Raw genomic sequence first — 19,802 nt, 5'->3', positions numbered from 1 at the left:
ATGAAACTTTCAGAATATCAACAAGATTACTACACTTTTACAGGTAAATTAAGTGATATTTCCAGACAATTGAGTTTGGCAGGCATTGCAATAATTTGGATATTCAAAACAACCGTTAAAGATAAAATCATACTGGACGCTTCATTAAAATATGCTGCCACCTTCATCATATTAAGCCTCGCAGCTGATCTACTTCAATATACATATCAATCAATTACATGGTCTGTATTTTATTATACGAAAAAGCGAAATGGTAATAATGATGATGATATTATATATTCTCCTGAATATTTAAATTATACTTCTTGGATACTTTTTAGTGCAAAAATAATTTTATTAATTATAGCTTATATTTTGATTATAATTTTTCTAAATAGCAAAGTTATGGTTTAATAAATTATATACACAAAAGTGAAATATAGTTGCTTAAACAATATCAAAATTAACATAAAGCAATAATTAACTACACGCAATCAATTCATAGTTTTAATAAAATTAATGATGAACATTAAAATTTTTACTTTTATTTTTATTTTATCTCTAAGTTTTTTATTCAGCCAAGAAAAACCAAATACTGTTATTAAGTCGAAGCAATTATCGGAAAACAAAGTGTATCAATTATTTCCAACTAAAAATTTTTGGACATTTATCAAGTTAAATACACGAAATGGAAAAATGTGGCAGGTACATTTTGGGATTACAGAAACGGATGCACGTGTTACATTGGACCTTAATAAATTTCCATTAGTAAGTGAAGAAAAAGAAGTGAATGGCAGATTTACCCTATATCCTTCCGAAAATACATTTAATTTTCTACTGCTTGACCAAATTGATGGAAATGTATACCAGGTTCAATGGTCAGTGGAAGAAAGTAATAGATTAGTTATTCCAATTCAATAAAATCAATTTCGCAAATTTACAATCTGTGAGTACTATAAAAAAGCAAGGATTCCAAATCCGCGCTATCATAAAACAAAAACCTGCCGTACAGCAGGTTTTCTTATTTTTAAACTTTGTCAAAGATCGGAACTTTGACAAAGTGTGGGTAACCATACAAGTGTCACTCCGTCAGTTAGGGCGACCGTTGCAATCGGATATATTGAGAACGTATCCTTCATCGCAAGCAAAGCGAAGCAATCCTTTCAAATAGTTTGACGAGTTCAACAGATTGCTTCGTCGTTCCCTCCTCGCAATGACGGAATGATTGAAAATATTTTCAAATTAGCTTATTTTCAAATTGTCAAATTAAAAAAGATTCTCATCCACAAAATTCGGGAGCGTTACTTTGAGTTTTGGTTCTGCTTCCATCGCTCTTTTGATGGCGAAAACAGCCCCTTCATTTCGGGCCCAGCTTCTGCGGGAAATCCCGTTGTTAACATCCCAGAACAGCATGGATTTTAATCTTCGGTCGGCATCCTCGCTTCCGTCAAGAAGCATTCCGAAACCTCCGTTGATCACTTCACCCCATCCTACTCCGCCTCCATTGTGAATGGACACCCAGGTTGCCCCACGGAAACTGTCACCAATCACATTGTGGATCGCCATATCTGCGGTAAATCTGGAACCGTCATAAATATTGGAAGTCTCGCGGTACGGCGAATCCGTTCCCGAAACATCATGGTGATCTCTTCCCAACACTACCGGCCCGATCTCCCCGTTTCGGATGGCCTTGTTGAATGCTTCGGCGATTTTCATTCTGCCTTCGGCATCAGCATACAAAATTCTCGCCTGCGAACCCACGACCAGGTTATTTTCCTGTGCCCCTTTGATCCACTGGATATTGTCTTTCATCTGCTGCTGGATTTCTTCCGGAGAATGCTGTTGAATTTCCTCTAACACCGCACAGGCAATGTCATCCGTTTTCTGCAGGTCTTCCGGTTTTCCGCTGGTACAAACCCAACGGAACGGCCCGAAACCGTAATCGAAACACATCGGTCCCATAATATCCTGAACATAAGAAGGGAATTTAAATTCTCTTCCGAGTGTAGGATTTTCCGCCATGACATCCGCTCCGGCTCTGGAAGCTTCGAGAAGGAAAGCATTTCCATAGTCGAAGAAGTAGGTTCCTTTGGCGGTATGTTTATTGATTGCTTCGGCGTGTCGTCTCAACGTTTCCTGCACTTTTTCTTTGAATAATTCAGGATCTTCAGCCATCATTTTATTGGATTCTTCAAAGCTCTGCCCCGCAGGATAATAGCCTCCCGCCCACGGATTGTGAAGCGATGTCTGATCTGAACCGATATCAATTCTTAAATTTTCCTGATCGAATTTTTCCCAAACCTCAACAATATTTCCAAGGTAAGCCAGGGATACGGTTTCTTTGTTTTCCTGCGCTTTTCTTACTCTTGCCACCAGTTCATCCAGGTTTTCATGAATTTCGTTTACCCATTTCTGATCGTGGCGGATTTTGGTGATTTTCGGATTGACTTCCGCACATACCGTAACACAGCCCGCGATATTTCCTGCTTTCGGCTGCGCACCGCTCATTCCGCCCAATCCTGAGGTAACGAACAATCCACCTTTCGGTTCTTTATTTATTTTCCTGAATGCATTAAGAACGGTAATCGTTGTTCCGTGAACAATTCCCTGCGGCCCGATGTACATATAGCTTCCCGCCGTCATCTGTCCGTACTGCGTTACGCCCAATGCATTAAACTTTTCCCAATCGTCCGGTTTGGAGTAATTCGGGATCATCATTCCGTTGGTTACGACCACTCTCGGCGCATCTTTGTGGGAAGGAAACAGTCCCATCGGATGCCCGGAATACATGACCAAAGTCTGCTCATCCGTCATCTCCGACAGATATTTCATCGTTAAAAGGTACTGCGCCCAGTTGGAGAAAACCGCTCCGTTTCCGCCATAGGTAATCAGCTCGTGCGGATGCTGCGCCACTGCATAATCCAGATTGTTCTGAATCATCAGCATGATTGCTTTTGCCTGTTCGGATTTTCCGGGATATTCTGAAATCGGCCTTGCCTTCATCTCATAATCCGGACGGAAACGGTACATATAGATTCTTCCGTATTTTTCGAGCTCTTCCCTGAATTCAGGCAATAATTCTGCGTGAAACCGAGGCTCAAAGTACCGCAAAGCATTCTTCAAGGCAAGCTTTTTTTCTTCTTCGCCTAAAATTTCTTTACGCTTGGGAGCATGGTTGATGTTGGTTTCGTATGGTTTCGGCTGTGGCAGTTGGCTCGGGATGCCTTGCTGTATCTGTTCCTGGAAAGTCATATTGCAGTTTAAAGTTCTATGTTTAATGTTTACAGTTGGTTGAAAATTCAAGGTTTTAAAGATATTCAAATTCAAAAATCCCTGCAACTAATGCGTGAAAATTTGACGGGCATTAAATTCCCCTCCTCTGGAGGGGTGGCGAAAATTCGAAGAATTTTTGACGGGGTGGTCTTATAGTTTGCTATTTATTGATTTGTTGTTCTGTTTTTAACCACCCCGTCTTCTCCCTTTGGTCGATTCCACCCCTCCGAAGGAGGGGAATTTTGATCCTGGAGATAAGTAATTTATTAATATTTATAATGTTCGATAATGAAATTTTCCAAGTCTTTCATTACAACAGCGATGTTATTTCTTACATCAAAATCCGTTGTTCTGAATATTGTTAACCCTAAAGATTCGAGATATCGCTGTCTTACGTCATCGTAGATTTCTTTGTTGTGGTGACTCCAACCATCTATTTCGATAACGAGGCCTAATGTTTTGACATAAAAATCAACGATATAATTCCCGATAATCCGCTGCCTGTCGAAATGTAATTGGTGGAAGCTTTTTGCCCGAACCTGTTTCCAGAATACAACTTCACTGAGGATTCCAGCTTTTCTTTTCCCGTTTAATAAGGGTTTTAATTGGGGATTATAAGGTAGGTTTTCTACGAAGTTTCTACGAATGGCAATTCCGTTTATTTCGGTGAGGACTTTTTTCATTATTTGTTGTTTTTTTATTTGTTGTTGTTCTTTTAACCACCCCGTCTTCTCCCGTTGGTCAAATCCACCCCTCCGAAGGAGGGGAATTACTGTTCGTTATACATCCACATAGGAAAATTCTTTGAGGGCATGAGGAATGTTTTCAAAAATAAAAAAACCTCACTGAACATTCAATGAGGTTTTTATTAATTGATTAAGGTTTAATTATTATTCTTTACCAGAATCCAGCCGGTGAAGGTTCTACCGTCCGGAAGGGTGATAACATACCAGTAACTGGAAGTTGGAATTGCACGTCCTTTAATAGTACCGTCCCAGAAAAACTGGGTATTGGAACTCTGCTCGAATACCAGTACCGAATACCTGTCAAAAATCTTAACGGTAGATCTTCTGTCGCCAAAAACCTGGAGGTCCTTAACGATCCAGTGGTCATTGATACCATCTCCATTCGGTGTAATGGCATTTTTAATATCCAGAACAACACCCTGTTGTTTTACGATACAGTCGCTGTTTACGTATTTTACATAGAAGGTGGTAATTCCGGTCGGCAGATTGTAGAATGTATTTCCGGCCTGCCATGTTACTCCATCGATAGAATAAAGGATGGTCTGCAGACCTGTAGCATACACTACCGCCGTATTTCCGTTGAATTCCAGGCTTTGTATTACGGGAACATCAAAATGTTTAATTTCGAAAGTATCCGTATAAGTACATCCATTAGCAGCGGTGACGGTAAGGGTGTAGGTTCCGAGTACCGTAACTCCGGTGATGGTATCTGTTGTTGAAATAACCTGGCCTGAAGGATTCGTCCACACATAGCTTGTAATGGTATACCCTTCAATATTTACGGTATAATCCAGTGATCCTTCCGGACAGAAATAAAGCGTCGGAATATCAAATATTGGCGTTGATTTCAGTGACAGATTAATCTGTGCAACACTGGGGCAGGAACCGGGAACACTTACTTTTACATAGACAATGTTTGAGCCGGGCCCCTGAATATAGTTAAAGGCTGAAGGTGATGCAATAGCATTCGTTCCACTGTTAAGATCAGCCAGAGAAGGATAATACGTGAAAGTAACATTTGTTCCTGCATAGATCTGGTTTTGGAATTGTGTGAGATCAACAGTTTCCGTTCCGTTATTTCCCGCATCACAGACCGCCATCGTGAAAGGTCCGGAATTCTGTAAAACTACTTTGTTTCCGAATGTGAAATTTACAGCAGCAATATCATCACAGCCCGGAATGTTCTGAACTTTCACCCATATCTGCGCAGGAAAAGGATTGGCTGAAAAATTACCCGGATTGGCGATAGCATTGGTTCCATTCGTGGCATCCTGCTGAGTAAGATAAAAAGAGAATGAATTGGCAGGATTCGGAATATCCACCATGAGGTTGGTAAAATTCAAGAGATTTACTTCGTAGCTTCCGTCTAAATTTTCATCGCAGACGGTAATGGTTGAGTTAATAGCTTTCGGCGGAAAATACGTTTTGAGCTGGATTGGCGCTACGGAATAACACCCGGTAGTCTGTGACTGAAATCTCACCCATACCTGAACGGAAGAAACAGTTGTTGTTACGGACGGTCCAATCTGATTGGCCGGATTTCCTGCATTCGCCTGAGCTGCAGTATTATAATAGGTGATTGTTATTGATGACAAAGGATACGTATTCTGTGAGGCAATAAATAATTGGGAAACTGCATCACTGAGCACGAATGTTTCATTCAGATTAAATTCTTCATCACATTTTTCCAGAACGGCTGGATTTAAAACAACCGGCGGTAAAAATGCGATCTGAATGTTGAGTTTTGAAACTGAAAAGCATTCACTATTATTGAATTTTACTTTTACATACACCGTTGCACTTCCTGCAGAAACAGGAAACTGTGCCGGATTGGCAATCTGACCGGAAAATACATTTGTTGCAGGATTGTAATTCAGATAATAGGTAAAACTTACATTTGATCCTGAATAAATCTGGGGCTGAGCCTGGGTTAGGTTATAGTTTTCACTGCCGTCATTGTTATTATCGCAGATGCTGTTAAGCGTTATATTAACTTCAGGATTTACCGTTGGTGTTGAGGTAAGGCTTAGATTCACCGGATAAATCTGCTGACAGTTATACGATGTTATTTTTAAGAAAATCTGCTGTGCTCCATTTAAAGAAATACTGGTAATCGGATTGGTTCCTGCAATGGCATTCGCTGAAGTCTGGTAGAAAATCGTTGTGGCGTTCTGATTTCCGATAATTGCCGGAGAGAACTGGGAAAGCTGTACATTTTCGGTATTATCATTATTGAAGTCACATACTGTAAATGCAGACTGTACAATTACAGGATGTACAAGATTTACCAATAATGGTCGTACGGTAAAGCAATCATCAGAATTTTCAAACCGAACAAAATAAGTCTGTGTAACAAGATTTCCGTTTGTTGTAATCGTCTGATTGGGACTGATAGGATTGATTCCTGCATTGGCATTTGCTGCTGTCGCGTAAAATTCTATAACAGGAACTGAAGATGGAGAAACCAGCATTCCGGCAATGAGTGTAGAAAGATTCACCGTAATATCTTCTGTTCCGTTGAAACAGATGTATTCTTTCTTCTCATTAGCAACAATTTTTGTGAAGGTGACATTCATATTTACAGTAGCTACCGCGAAGCACCCGTTTGGAATTTCAACTCTGATGTAAATAGTATAGATTCCGCTTTTAATGGTATTTAAAGCTGTTCCCGCTCCGGAAAATGCTTCATTATAGGTATTATACGCTTCAAATACAGCCCCGCTCTGATTGGTAATCAGCGGACCGATAACCGTTGAATAATTAAATGGCTCCTGGTTATCGGCATTAATATCACACACCGAATACGTAAAGTTCACAGGATTTGTTAAGTTCACCCCCGGCGTTAGCTGAAAATTAACAGGCCCTAAAATATAGGTACAATTACCGTCTTGCAATCTTATCCAGAGATTGGTAGCCGATGTAATATTTACCGTGGTTAATGCATTTGTATTGTTCTGGGCATCAGATTGAGAAGGATGGTAAGAAATTCCGGTGGTTCCGGCAGGGAAAAGTTCCGGATTTAAAGAAGTTACATTATAATTGGATTCTACTCCGTCGTTATTGGTGTCGCAGATTTCAATTGTATTTGTAAGCAAACTTTTAGAAATAAGGTTTAAGGTAAGCACCGCAATCCTGAAACAGGAAGGTGCAGCCGGGTTCTGAATTCTGACATATAAAACCGTATTGGCTGTGAGTGAATAATTATTTGGCAGCGGATTAATATTGTTTTGCGCATCCTGCTGACTGGTATGAAAACTGAACTGAAAATTTGCAGGATTCTGCGTGGTGACATTTCCCTGAAAACTGCTTAAGGTAAGATTGACTGAGGTATTTCCACAAAAGTTCTGGGTATAATTTTTTGCTACGGGATAGGTGGGATCGAAGGTTATCGGAAAGGCATCCGTTAAGGTAAGCTCACTGTTTCCACAGATGTTAAATTTTACATTGGCCGTATAAGTATCGTTCTGGGTAGGACAAACGGTTGTCTGAACACCTGTTCCTACAGTTTGTCCGGCAGCATTTGTCCAGGTAACCTGTGGTTCAATCACATTTCCCAACGGGCTAAATTTCCATCCTTCCTGGAGAGACTGCCAAACCCCTGTATTACGGTTTGCAGGAGATACACCCTGTGTTCCGTCACTGTTGAGAACACCGATTAAGGCATTTTCAAATTTCCGGGTTAGACACGGCGTAAGCTTTTTTTCAACAAAAACTTCGATGATATTGGTTGTTTCGTGCAAAACAATCTGTGAGGAGGATCTGTCGGTACATCCGGAGACGCGGCCTTCAAAAAAATTAATGACAAATTTCCTATACGGAGCAGTTCCAACGGTAGAATAATAAATTTCCGACGCATCTCCCGAAGAAAACACAATATCATGATAAACTCCGAAAATAGAGTTTTTCGGAAGATTTGGACTTGGATTCGTCCACTGTACGTTCGGATAATTGATATTCCCTAACTGCGTGAGATCAAAGGTGACCATTCCGTTGGAACCTACAACCAGCGATTGAAAATATTGATTATAAAAGCAAAATTTAAACGGCAGATCCAGCTTTGCTGCAAATAGGTCATCGTAATTGGCATTAAGCGGTGTTCCCTGATTAATAGGAACTGGCGGACTGTAGGGTTCCTGGCTGACCTGGTAGCTTGCTGTCTGCCTCAGAACAGGATATTCAACATTTAAGGCTATGCATCCGTTTGTGTCCAGATTATTGTTACAAGTAACGTTAAAACTTTCATTTCCTGCGGCATCTTTCACCTTCACATTTACAGGAGCTTGAGAAAATGTGAACATGCTAATGGAAACGAACAAAATTTGTAAATATTTCAGCATAATTTAATTATAATTAATCACTAATCAATGATAAATTTAATAATTAAAAACTGTAATTCCCACACCAATGGTAATTATTTATGTTAAATTAATATGCTTAACATTTATATAATCTTCTTTCAACATTTAGGTTTTTAACTGAGAAAATTTAATAATTCTTTAAAGTCAAACAATAAAAAAACCCTACCGGTTAAGGCAAGGTTAACGTATCAAATCGTTATTTTGTTCTTCGTGGTCGTCTTCGTTATCGCTGTATCCCCAATAGCTGTTTTCTTCGTCTTCCCCAATATCATTGGTTCCGGCCTGGTCATCGGTTCCGGGGATATCAAGTCCTTTATCTAACGTATCGTCTTCTGTATTTTCATTAAAAACGGGCTTTCCATCTCCGTCTAAGGGAATGTGTTCTTCCTGATTGAAGATATCTTCGGAAGGCTGATAATCTCTCTGCTCCAGTCTTCTTTCCTGTTCCTGTTCGCTGTTTTCGGGTATCATAATATTTATATTTAGTGTTATTCAACATAAACAAAAATAATTCCAAGTTTGCAACAGGTGGTTTGATTTATTACTACAGTAAAACTATATTAATATTAGGTACATTAAATTTAAGAATAAAATCAATTAGTTTTTTATTTTTCAGAATAAATTTCAGGATTGGCGCAAGCTCGCATTTTTTCACCTTTTGAAGCGGCAATAAGGTTTTCTGCGGCTATTTTTGCCATCCCGTTTCTTGCTTCTACGGTTGCCGAACCGACGTGGGGAAGAACACAAACATTTGACAGTTCCAAAATCGGATCGTCTTTATAAATAGGCTCCGGGTTGGTTACATCCAGACCGGCTCCCCATATTTTATGTTCAGCGAGCGCTTCATAAAGCTCTTTTTGGTTGTGAAATCCTCCTCTTGCAGTGTTTATAAAAATGGCATTTTCTTTCATTTTTTCAAAAACCGATGCATTGAAGAGTTCTTCCTGCTCGGGCTTGAAGTTGGCATGAATACTCAGCACATCAGATTGTAAAACGAGTTCTTCAAAGGAAACATATTTTGCATTTAATTCTTGTTCAGCTTCTTCATTTCTGTGGCGATTATGGTAAATAATTTCCATATCAAAAGCAGCTTTCGACTTTTTAGCCATTTCATAGCCGATTCTACCCAATCCAAAAATGCCCAAAGTTTTTCCGTAGAGTTCCTGTCCGAGTGCGTGAAGCGGATCAAAATCTCCCCAGTTACCGGATTTTACTTTTTCAAAATTGTAGCTCGCTCTTCTGGCAACCGACTGCATCAGAAGAAATGCAATATCCGAAGTCGCTTTGCTTAGCACATCGGGCGTATTTCCTATTGGGATTTTCCTGCGGTTGGCTTCCTGGATATCGACATGATCAAAACCAACAGAATAGAGAGCAATGGCTTTCAAATCCGGACATTCATTGAAAAAATCTATATCAAATTTAAATTCAGATCCTACACTTAAAATCATATCGTGGCTCTGGCAATATCCTATCCATTCTTCTCTCGGCAAATTATCGTGGTCAGGAATGAAAACTTCCAGACCTGCCTCTTCCAGCATGTGAACTCCTATTTCCGGAATCTGTTTATTGATAAATACTTTCATATTACTTTGTGACAGGTTAAATTATTTTAATAAAAAAACTCATTTTCAAGAAAATGAGGTCTTTATGGTTTGCTATTAAAAATTATTGATTGTTGGTATCTCATTATTCACCTAATCTCAGGAGCCCATTTTGCGAAGGACTTCTTTTTTATGTCAGGCTTTTAGTTTAATTCAATTTTCATTCCGAAATAACCAATTATTTTTTTATTTGAATGAGCTGGCCTTTTCTCTTAACCAGATTTTTATAATCCCACTGAATTTTTTCAGCCTTTTCTAAACATCTTTTAATAACATTCTCTTTAATCTCTGAGATATCATTGTAAAAAACAGAGGCATCCTGAAACTTTTCGCCAAGAACATCTAAAATTTCCTCATTGAATGATTTTCCGCTCCAAAACATTAATCGGATTCCTCCTTTTTGTTTGCTATAGCCTACAATAGGATTTCCATCTAAAAACCAGACAGGATGAGCGTGCCAGATTTTTGAATCAGAATCAACAAGATTTTCATTAATGATTTCATAGAGTTTTTCACAAATTAATCTATCAGATTCTGTTTGTGATTCGTTGTAATTTAGAATGCTGGAATTCATCTTATCTTGATTTTTTTTTATGATTAATTTAGAACCATCAAATTACTTAGATTATTGAGACCGTTTCAATATATGCAAAATATCAATAAAGTATTGAAATTTTTTCCTTTATATGATTATTGATTAGTTTTTCCGAGCATCGGAACAAACTTATAGGCTCCAAACTCTTCTTTTTCAAATTCGGTTGGTGAGATTTTGGTAAACCTGTATAAAACCTGTTCATCAGCAGGACCTAAAGGAATCACCATTTTACCGCCCACTTTAAGCTGTTTCAGCAATTCGGTAGGTAAAACGGAAGCGCCGCAGGTCACGATGATTTTATCAAAAGGAGCAAAAGTGGGAAGCCCGGCAAAACCGTCGCCAAAACTCTGAAATTTAGGATAAAGGCCCATTTCCCTGAATTTCTTTTTAGAAAAATCAAAAAGATCTTTTTGTCTTTCAACGGTAAATACCAATGCTTTCATTGCCAGTAAAACGGCTGTCTGATACCCGCAACCTGTGCCGATCTCAAGGATTTTTTCACCTTCTTTTACCTGTAAAAGCTCGGACTGTTCCGCAACAGTTGAAGGATGAGAAATCGTCTGATGGGCAAGAATAGGAAAAGCCCTGTCTTCATAGGCAAAATCTTCAAAGATGCTTTCTATAAAGAGATGCCTCGGAACTTCATTCATTGCCGAAAGTACATTTTCATCTGAAATCCCGATTCTGTTCCTGAGATAATCCACCAAAATTTTTCTTTTTCCTTTGTGTACAAACGAGTCTTGCGCCATTTAAATTTAGTTTAGATTTCAGGTTTAATTTTTACAAAAGTAAAAAAACATTCAGTATTTATCAACCTAAAACCTATCATCTGTTTACCGTTTCTAAAATTCTTATATTTACAAAAATTTAATAAGCGTATGTTAAAAGCAGGTTTGGTAGGTGCCGGACATTTGGGAAAGATTCATTTAAGGCTTCTGAATCAGTCGGATAAATATGAATTTGTAGGTTTTCATGATAAAGATGCTGAAAACGGAAAAAAACTTGAAGCAGAATTCGGATATCCTTATTTCGAAAATTTTGATGAATTGCTGAACAAAATTGACATGCTCGATATTGTAACACCTACTATTTATCATTACGATTATGCTTTACAGGCCATTGAAAAAGGTCTTCATTTTTTTATAGAAAAACCGGTAACCCAAACGCTTGAGCAGGCTGAAGAGCTTTTAAGACAATGCCGGGAAAAGGGAATCAAAGCGCAGGTAGGCCATGTTGAACGATACAATCCAGCTTTTATTGCCACCAAAGAATATATTAAAAACCCGATGTTCATTGAAATCCACAGACTTGCGGAATTTAATCCGCGCGGAACGGATGTTTCGGTAGTGCTGGATTTAATGATACACGATCTTGATATTTTGTTAAGCATTGTAAAATCGAAAGTAAAAAATATCCATGCAAGCGGCGTTTGTGTGGTGAGTAAAACTCCGGACATTGCCAATGCGAGAATTGAATTTGAAAACGGATGTGTTGCCAATCTTACCACTTCCAGAATTTCTATGAAAGCGATGAGAAAGAGCCGTTTTTTCCAGAAAGACGCTTATATTTCCGTTGATTTTCTGGAGAAAAAAGCCGAGGTGATCCGAATGAAAGATGCACCGGAACATCCTACTCCTTTTGATATGATTATTGAAAATGCGGACGGTGAAAAGAATCAGATTTTATTTGAATATCCTGATATTCAGCCGAATAATGCTATTCTCGATGAACTAAATTCTTTCGCTGACTCTATTATGGAAAATAAAAATGTGGAAGTTCCTATTGAAGACGGAACGGAAGCCCTGAAAGTAGCTTTACGGATTATGGAACTTATTTCCTGATTGGAAAAATTTGAAATAAAATTCCGGCTGCCAGTTCCTGGCAGCCGGAATTATTTTGCTTACCTGATAAAATCATATAATACATTCCAGAATTGATCATAGACTTCAATATGCGGAAGATGGCCTACGCTTTCCAGCTCCACCAATTTGGAACCTTTGATTTCCTGCTGTGTTTTTTTGCCCAACAGCTGATACTGTCCCATTTTGGGCTGCAGCTCTTTCGGCGCTCTGTCTTTTCCAATAGCAGTTCGGTCTCTTGTTCCGATGATTAAAAGCGTGGGAACTTTAATATTTTTAAACTCATAACAAACAGGCTGATTGTAAATCATATCCGATGTTAAAGCAGCATTCCAAGCTACTTTCGGGTAATCCGGGTGTAAGGTCCAGCCGGCAATCAAATCCAGCCAGGGCTGATATTCAGGTTTCCATTTATTATCATAATAAAATTTAAGCTGATAATTTTTGTATGATTCTGCCGTATTTTTCAATTCGGATTGATACGCTTGGTCTATTGTCTGGTAGGACGCAAATGTTTTGTAATCTTCCAGTCCGATTGGGTTTTCAAGAACCAGCTTCTCAACTCTTTCAGGATAAAGAAGGGTAAATCTCGTGGCAACCATTCCGCCCATGGAATGTCCTAAAACGATGGTCTTATCTATATTAAGCTGATCTAAAATTGCTTTTGTATTTTCGGCAAGCTGTGAAAATGAGAACTGATAATGCTGCGGTTTGGATGATTTCCCAAAGCCGATCTGATCCGTAATAATTACCCGGAAGCCTTTATCTGAAAGAGCTTTTGCCGTTTTTTCCCAATACGCTCCGTTAAAATTTTTACCATGAAGAAGCATAATGGTTTTTCCGTTGGAGTTTTTAGGTTTTACATCCATATACGCCATTTTGAGATCGTTATTCTGGGATCTGAACTTCAGAAAATGTACTTCAAACGGGTATTGATAATTGGTGAGTTCTGCATCAAGAGGCTTTATTTGCGAAAAAAGCATACCGGAAAGCATCAATAGTAATGCAGTAAGAATATTCTTAAAATATTTCATAAAGATTTATTTTAAATTAAAAATTTTTGTCGAAGAGATGGTTTTGACTGTTTTTCTTCAGATACGATATTTCTTCAAACATTATACCACAGCAATATCCTTTCTTGAGGGAAGATTCATTAAGACAATTGCGAAAAGAATCATTGCAATTCCCATCCATTGGATAATGCCAACTTTTTCGCCTAACAACACAAAAGCCATCGTTACGGAAACCGGCAGCTCCAGGGAAGAGACAATACTTCCCAATCCCAGTCCTGCGTTAGGAAAACCGATATTAAATAAAATCGGCGGAATGATTGTTCCGAACAATGCCAGAATAAAACCGTACTTCCAAAGAATTGAATATCTGAAAACATGGATATGTTCGGTATTTTCCGTAAAATTGAGATAGATTTTTTTTAAACCATCAATATATAGCGGTCCGATCTGGGCAAAAATTAGGAACAAAAAGATGATAACAGACCCTCCGGCAAGCATGATGATACTTTTCCTGAAAACCGGCAGATGGGTGGCCAGTCTGTTTGAGGTAAACATGGTAAGCGTGTATGATGATGCTGCCATTAGGCCCCAAAATATCCCTTTAAAATCAGGTTCAATTTGTGTATTGACCAAATCTGTCGCCAAAACTGTTCCTGCCAAAACGATGATTACCGATATAATTTTCCGCTTCTGCGGAAGCTTTTTGGTCGTAAAGCTTTCAACAACAACACTAAACCATACCGACTGCATCAGCAGCACAATCGCAATTGAAACATTGATATACTGTACGGCAATATAATAAAACAAGCTTGTACAGCCTAAAGAAGTCCCTGCCAACAGTAAGTTTCTCACTTCTCCGGAATTAGGTGACGAAAGTGTTTTTTTTGATGTAATGGTTTGAATAAAATTTAATATCAAAAGCCCGATTAGGCCTAAAACAAACTGCGAGGTGGTAACTTCTGAAGTTGTATAGCCGTCCTGATAAGCGAGTTTTACAAAGGTTGCGAGCATTCCGTAGATGCTGGCTCCGATTCCTACAAACAATACTCCTTTCAATATATTTTTCTTCTGCATGATTCATTTTTTAAAAGCCTGCAAAGGTACGGCTAATAAATGAAATAATTTGGCATGGTGATTATAGATAAAATATTCAGGCGCAAGCTTCGCTTGCGCCTGAATATTTCTGCTGATTTTATATCAATTTATTTTTTTACAATCAGTTTCGATGTTGCATCGATTCCGATTCCTTTTACTTTTACAAGATAAGTTCCGTTTACTAACTGATCAGTAGAAATTGATTTCTTAGTATCAGGAGACACTTTATTCTCTGCTGAAACCAGTTTACCGGACATATCATAAATTTCAACACGTACTTTTCCTAAAATTTTACCTGAGAAATTAATGAAAAATTCATTTTTAGCAGGATTAGGATAAATAGAAATTGTATTATTGTTTGCATTGACTTCATCGGTTGCCAAAATACAATCTCCCGGTGTCGTAAAGTCTTCGATCTGATCATTAATATTGGTTTTAGATCCTGCTGAAGCGTTTACACCCAACCCTCTTTTGGCAAAAGTTCTCCAGATCATACATCTGTCTGCACCTTGTGTCATTGCCAATTCTGCATTAAGTACTGCATTTCTTCCATCTATAAATGTCGGATTACAAACCTGAAGTTTTAAAGCATTGGTAACGAGCTGCAGCACTCTTGAGCTCCCATTGGTTGTATTGGCTGTAACATCTGATGAATAGCCATATTTTGCCACATATTGCCAGTGAAGATCCCAAAGCACAGAGGCCCAAATAAACCCTATTGAATGTACATCCGGCACTAATTGTCCGTTTGAATTTGTAAATTCCATACCGTTTGTATCACCGTAAGTGTAATCATTGACTGCAAAATCCGGCGAGTATCTGGCAGGTCTGATTCCTTTGCCTATTGTAGGTTGCCCTATTGCATAAGTTCCGATTCCTCTCGGGATAGAAGAATTGTCACCTGGCTTATTGGTAAGCATTAAGGCAAAAAAGTCTGACCATCCTTCTCCCATTTGTTCTCTGCTTGAAGTGGAACTTAGGCAGTTGGAGCCCGTTCCTGTCAATCTGTTTGAAATTCCGTGTCCATATTCATGAACAACAATGCCATTATCAAAACTTCCATCAGGAGTTATACCAAGTGCAGGATCATTTTTTAACGTTACATTTACAGTCGTATTGACTGAAATGAGGGTCTTGATATACTCTCCTTCAGTATTTGAAATTAAGACAGAAGGTATGTTTATAGTGGCATCTGTTCCAGACATATTCCCGATAGCATCACCATTCGCTGAATCGTTATATATGATTACAGCAGTGGCTCCGGCATTTTGGGCATTCTTTACTTTCACAGTAAAATTGCAGTTCCCTCTTTCTATCAAACCTATTTTTCCGCTAAGTGATCCCGCTGGAATTGCTGTACAACCATCTAATACGGATGATAACTGAACATTATCGGTGATTCCTACAGCATCAAGAGCAGTCCCGAATGTTGCTGTTCCTGCTCCCGGCTGCCTATTCGCGGCTACGCTTGGAGCATTGTAAAAAAAGACCCGGTTTACAGTAGACCAGAGGAACATTTGCATTCTCGGCCTGCTTCCATCGGCAGGTGTTGCAAAGTTTGCATTATTAGTACCTCCTCCATCCTGAGCTTCTGCCTGCACATAATCGTTTCCGGAACCGCCCAATCCAAAATTGGTATTTTGAAAATTTCTTGCAGAAGGAGTAAATCCAAAGGTATAAAAGATATCATGTATTCTATTATTCAGATAAAATAAATTGGTAATAGCTGCACTCTGATTGGTAAAAGGATCATCATTAATTCCGAAATAATAATTAAAATTTCTTGCTGCGCCAGCATCCGGGGAAAATCCGGCTGAATTCACTGCGGCATTGTCTTCATATGCGTAGACATTATTCCCTCTTGTAATAGTATAGCGGGTATTACCATCATAATGCCATCCTTCAGGAGAGGCTGACGAAATCCATGGGTTACTGATAACAGATCTTGAACCGAAAGTAGGAGCTTCAATGGGTAAAGGAAAAACATTATAACTTGCATTATCCGGAGCTAATAGTGAAAAAATATTTTTTGAATGCTCCAATACAGGACCAATAAAATGATGTTGAGAATGATCTTCATGATGAGAATAAGCGTCGTGATGAAAATTACAAGATAGATTAAGATCTGTTTTGCTGATCATTTTTCCGTTATCAGCATCAATAAGAATATCCCAATAATGCAGCGCATTCGGCTCAGGAACAGAAAAGTTATAGGCCAGTTTCAGGATTCCATTATCAGAAACATATACTAATCTCTGCTTTACCATTTTATCGTTTTCAGGTTCACGCTCATCAAATGCTAATATTGGATATGATTGGATTTCCGGCTGTTGAAGTTCTTCAGAAATTCTTTGCAATGCTTTAACTTTTGTTATTGCCGGAACAGCCGATAGTGCGGAATTATAATCTTTCAAAAATGTATCTGAATAATATATAACTTTCCGATCCCTGATGAGTACTGTCCCTTCAGCATTATAAACCGGATATCCGTTATAGGTCTGCTGAAATTTTACAACATCAGCGTTCATTGATTTTGAATTGTCAATATTATCAACGATGAAGTTTGTAAGATCAGATTTTTTGTATTCCCTGATCTTATTTTGAGAGATATAATCTTTTATTAAGTTTTCATGATCCTGACCAAAAATAAAAGAGGGTAAAAACATGCAGATAGCCAATAACAATTGCAATTTATCATTTTTCATAATAGCAAATAAAAAAGCTAAATTAAAAACAAAATACAATTAAAACAACTAAATTAAAATTTATTTATAAATAATTAGTAATATAGATTAAAAATTAATAAATTCACCTTATAAAGAATTACTTTACTTTGTTCAAATAGCTTAAAAATATTCGCAAAATATGTATAAAATAAAAAAGCCACTCAAACGAGTGGCCTATTTCAAAAATATGTGAAGATTATTTACCTTCTTCCATTTTTCTTTTCAATTCTGCTAATGCATCAATATCTCCAAGAGTAGATCTTTCTTCATTGTTTGAAGATGATGTATTGTTAGATCTGTTGTTAGAAGCTTCTCTTGCATTCTTTTTCTCTTCATCTCTGAAGATTCCTGTGTGAGAAACTACCACTCTCTTGAATTCTTTGTTGAACTCGATTACTTTGAAATCAGCTTCTTCCCCTTTCTTGATTTTAGATCCGTCTTCCTTCTCCAATAATCTTGATGGGCAGAACGCTTCAACTTCAGCATCCTCGAATTGTACAGAAGCTCCTTTATCGTGAACTTCTACCGCTTTACCAGCATGGATTGTTCCTTCAGCATACTTCGTTTCAAACGCATCCCAAGGATTTTCAGTCAATTGCTTGTGACCTAAAGATAATCTTCTTGCCTGAATATCTAATTCAAGAACTACAACATCTAATTTATCACCAACTGCACAGAATTCAGACGGGTGCTTGATTTTCTTCGTCCAAGAAAGATCAGAGATATAGATTAATCCGTCAATACCTTCTTCTAATTCTACGAATACACCGAAGTTAGTGAAGTTTCTTACTGTTCCTACATGCTTGGATCCTACAGGATATTTAGCTTCGATATTTTCCCATGGATCTTTGTTTAATTGCTTAATACCCAAAGAAATTTTTCTTTCGTCTCTGTCTAAAGTTAATACTTCAGCTTCCACTTCATCACCTACCTTCACGAAATCTCCTGCAGATCTTAAGTGAGTAGACCAAGACATTTCAGAAACGTGGATTAATCCTTCTACACCCGGAGCGATTTCTACGAATGCACCATAATCAGCAAGAACAACTACTTTTCCTTTAACTCTGTCTCCAACTTTAAGGTCAGCAGAAAGAGCATCCCAAGGATGAGCTTCAAGTTGCTTCATACCTAACTGGATTCTTGTTTTCTCATCATCGAAATCAAGGATAACCACTTTCACAGTTTGTCCGTCTTCAAGGATTTCAGATGGGTGGTTCACTCTGGACCAAGAAAGGTCTGTAATGTGGATCAATCCGTCTACACCTCCTAAGTCGATGAATACACCGTAAGAAGTAATGTTCTTAACAGTACCTTCAAGAACCTGACCTTTTTCAAGCTGAGCGATGATTTCTTTTTTCTGACCTTCGATATCTGCTTCGATCAATGCCTTGTGAGATACAACTACGTTTTTGAACTCAGGGTTGATTTTCACAACTTTGAATTCCATTGTTTTACCTACGAACTGATCGTAATCTTTAATTGGCTTAACGTCGATTTGAGAACCAGGTAAGAATGCTTCGATTCCGTGTACGTCTACGATCATACCTCCTTTCGTTCTTGATTTTACAAAACCGTTTACGATTTCACCTGTTTCGTGAAGTTCGTTTACTTTATCCCAAGCTTTAAGCGTTCTTGCTTTTCTGTGAGATAATTGTAACTGACCGGTTTTGTCTTCTCTTCTGTCTACCATTACTTCTACCTCATCACCTACTTTAAGGCCTTGGTTGTAACGGAATTCGTTAAGAGAAATAACACCTTCAGATTTGAAGTTGATGTCTACGATAGCCTCTTTGTCAGTTAATCTAACCACTTTACCAACCAATACGTCGTTATCGTCCAGGTTGTTTAAAGATCCGTTGTAGATTTCCTCAAGATCGCTTTTCTCTTTTCTAGCATCAGCATCAAGACCAGATTCGAAAGAATCCCAGTCAAATTGTTCAGGTGCTACGTTTTGGTTTAATATTAATTCTGCTGAATTTGTCTCTTTTGACATAATTCTAATAAAATTTGTATTCCTTCTCTTTCAACGGTTTGAATGAATGTGAATTGAAAAATACGGAAGTAATTAATTTTTAGTTATTTACTTTTCAAACCTTTCGCCACAAAAGTGGGTGCAAAAGTACAACATTTATTTGAAATAAACAAGCGTCATACGCAACACGCTTTTAATTATAACCTGCTCATTGCCAATATTTTTAAGAAGCTTAATCTTGCTATCCACTCATACTCCTCGCTCCGGTGCGCTCCCGACTAAAGCCTGCGCCCTCCACTCTTGCTGCGGGGTAACCGTTTCTATCAAGGCTAGGAAAGCAGGTACGGTGGCTTCGGGGACCTCAGCCACAGTTGTAATAAAGTCTTTTTCATTACATCAACACCATAAAATGTAGTTTAAAGCTGAATTTCCGATGCTAATAGAAAAATTTTAATAAAGCAAAACTGGTCACCATGACAATTATTGTAATGGCTACTGAAACCCTAGCCCGGATTGCAGCAATTGTCTGAGCTAATTTTTTTGGTTCCGGGGGGGGGGGGGCGGCGCCCGGCCCCAAAAAAA

The 19,802-nt window shown here is 38.3% G+C and carries 14 protein-coding genes; 3 read left to right on the top strand and 11 right to left on the bottom strand.

Annotated elements, in window-relative coordinates:
• Complete coding sequence (locus SOP96_RS11900) at positions 1-393, top strand: hypothetical protein (protein WP_326321159.1); 393 nt, start codon at positions 1-3, stop codon at positions 391-393.
• A gap of 105 nt (positions 394-498) precedes the next feature.
• Positions 499-900: a hypothetical protein gene (locus SOP96_RS11895; RefSeq protein WP_326321158.1), complete on the top strand. Its 402-nt coding sequence runs from the start codon at positions 499-501 to the stop codon at positions 898-900.
• Positions 901-1,245: 345 nt separating this feature from the next.
• On the opposite strand, the gene SOP96_RS11890 is transcribed toward SOP96_RS11895, so the two are convergent.
• The 7 genes from SOP96_RS11890 to SOP96_RS11860 all read right to left on the bottom strand — a co-directional run bounded on the left by SOP96_RS11890 (position 1,246) and on the right by SOP96_RS11860 (position 11,304).
• Positions 1,246-3,231, bottom strand: coding sequence for a urocanate hydratase (locus SOP96_RS11890; RefSeq protein ID WP_326321157.1), 1,986 nt, complete (start codon positions 3,229-3,231; stop codon positions 1,246-1,248).
• Between the two features lie 287 nt (positions 3,232-3,518).
• Positions 3,519-3,935 carry an endonuclease domain-containing protein gene (locus SOP96_RS11885; protein WP_326321156.1) on the bottom strand — a complete coding sequence of 139 codons (417 nt, stop codon included), beginning with the start codon at positions 3,933-3,935 and terminating at the stop codon, positions 3,519-3,521.
• Positions 3,936-4,135: 200 nt separating this feature from the next.
• The gene (locus SOP96_RS11880; protein ID WP_326321155.1) at positions 4,136-8,335 is read right to left on the bottom strand and encodes a T9SS type B sorting domain-containing protein; all 4,200 of its coding nucleotides are present in this window, start codon (positions 8,333-8,335) and stop codon (positions 4,136-4,138) included.
• Positions 8,336-8,536: 201 nt separating this feature from the next.
• Positions 8,537-8,827 (bottom strand): hypothetical protein, encoded by a 291-nt coding sequence (locus tag SOP96_RS11875; protein ID WP_326321154.1) that lies wholly within the window; start codon positions 8,825-8,827, stop codon positions 8,537-8,539.
• Between the two features lie 134 nt (positions 8,828-8,961).
• The gene (locus SOP96_RS11870) at positions 8,962-9,942 is read right to left on the bottom strand and encodes a 2-hydroxyacid dehydrogenase (RefSeq protein ID WP_326321153.1); all 981 of its coding nucleotides are present in this window, start codon (positions 9,940-9,942) and stop codon (positions 8,962-8,964) included.
• 196 nt (positions 9,943-10,138) lie between these two features.
• Positions 10,139-10,534 carry a DUF1801 domain-containing protein gene (locus SOP96_RS11865; protein WP_326321152.1) on the bottom strand — a complete coding sequence of 132 codons (396 nt, stop codon included), beginning with the start codon at positions 10,532-10,534 and terminating at the stop codon, positions 10,139-10,141.
• A 116-nt stretch (positions 10,535-10,650) separates the two neighbouring features.
• A complete protein-coding gene (locus SOP96_RS11860; protein ID WP_326321151.1) occupies positions 10,651-11,304 on the bottom strand; it encodes a protein-L-isoaspartate(D-aspartate) O-methyltransferase in 654 nt (217 codons plus the stop codon).
• 129 nt (positions 11,305-11,433) lie between these two features.
• Here SOP96_RS11860 and SOP96_RS11855 point away from each other — a divergent pair, with 129 nt between their 5' ends.
• Complete coding sequence (locus tag SOP96_RS11855) at positions 11,434-12,396, top strand: Gfo/Idh/MocA family protein (protein WP_326321150.1); 963 nt, start codon at positions 11,434-11,436, stop codon at positions 12,394-12,396.
• Between the two features lie 59 nt (positions 12,397-12,455).
• Here the strand turns inward: SOP96_RS11855 and SOP96_RS11850 are convergent, their stop codons facing one another.
• The 4 genes from SOP96_RS11850 to rpsA form a co-directional block, all read right to left on the bottom strand.
• Complete coding sequence (locus tag SOP96_RS11850; protein ID WP_326321149.1) at positions 12,456-13,448, bottom strand: alpha/beta fold hydrolase; 993 nt, start codon at positions 13,446-13,448, stop codon at positions 12,456-12,458.
• 81 nt (positions 13,449-13,529) lie between these two features.
• On the bottom strand, positions 13,530-14,501 hold the full coding sequence (locus SOP96_RS11845; RefSeq protein WP_326321148.1) for an EamA family transporter: 972 nt from the start codon (positions 14,499-14,501) through the stop codon (positions 13,530-13,532).
• A 128-nt stretch (positions 14,502-14,629) separates the two neighbouring features.
• The gene (locus SOP96_RS11840) at positions 14,630-17,227 is read right to left on the bottom strand and encodes a T9SS-dependent M36 family metallopeptidase (RefSeq protein ID WP_326321147.1); all 2,598 of its coding nucleotides are present in this window, start codon (positions 17,225-17,227) and stop codon (positions 14,630-14,632) included.
• A gap of 217 nt (positions 17,228-17,444) precedes the next feature.
• Positions 17,445-19,241, bottom strand: coding sequence for a 30S ribosomal protein S1 (gene rpsA / locus SOP96_RS11835; protein WP_326321146.1), 1,797 nt, complete (start codon positions 19,239-19,241; stop codon positions 17,445-17,447).
• Between the last annotated feature and the right edge of the window lie 561 nt (positions 19,242-19,802).

The organism is Chryseobacterium salviniae, from assembly GCF_035819015.1.
GTDB lineage: Bacteria > Bacteroidota > Bacteroidia > Flavobacteriales > Weeksellaceae > Chryseobacterium > Chryseobacterium salviniae.
Note: the sequence above shows the minus strand (reverse complement) of the source record. Positions and strands in the feature narration are given on the sequence as shown.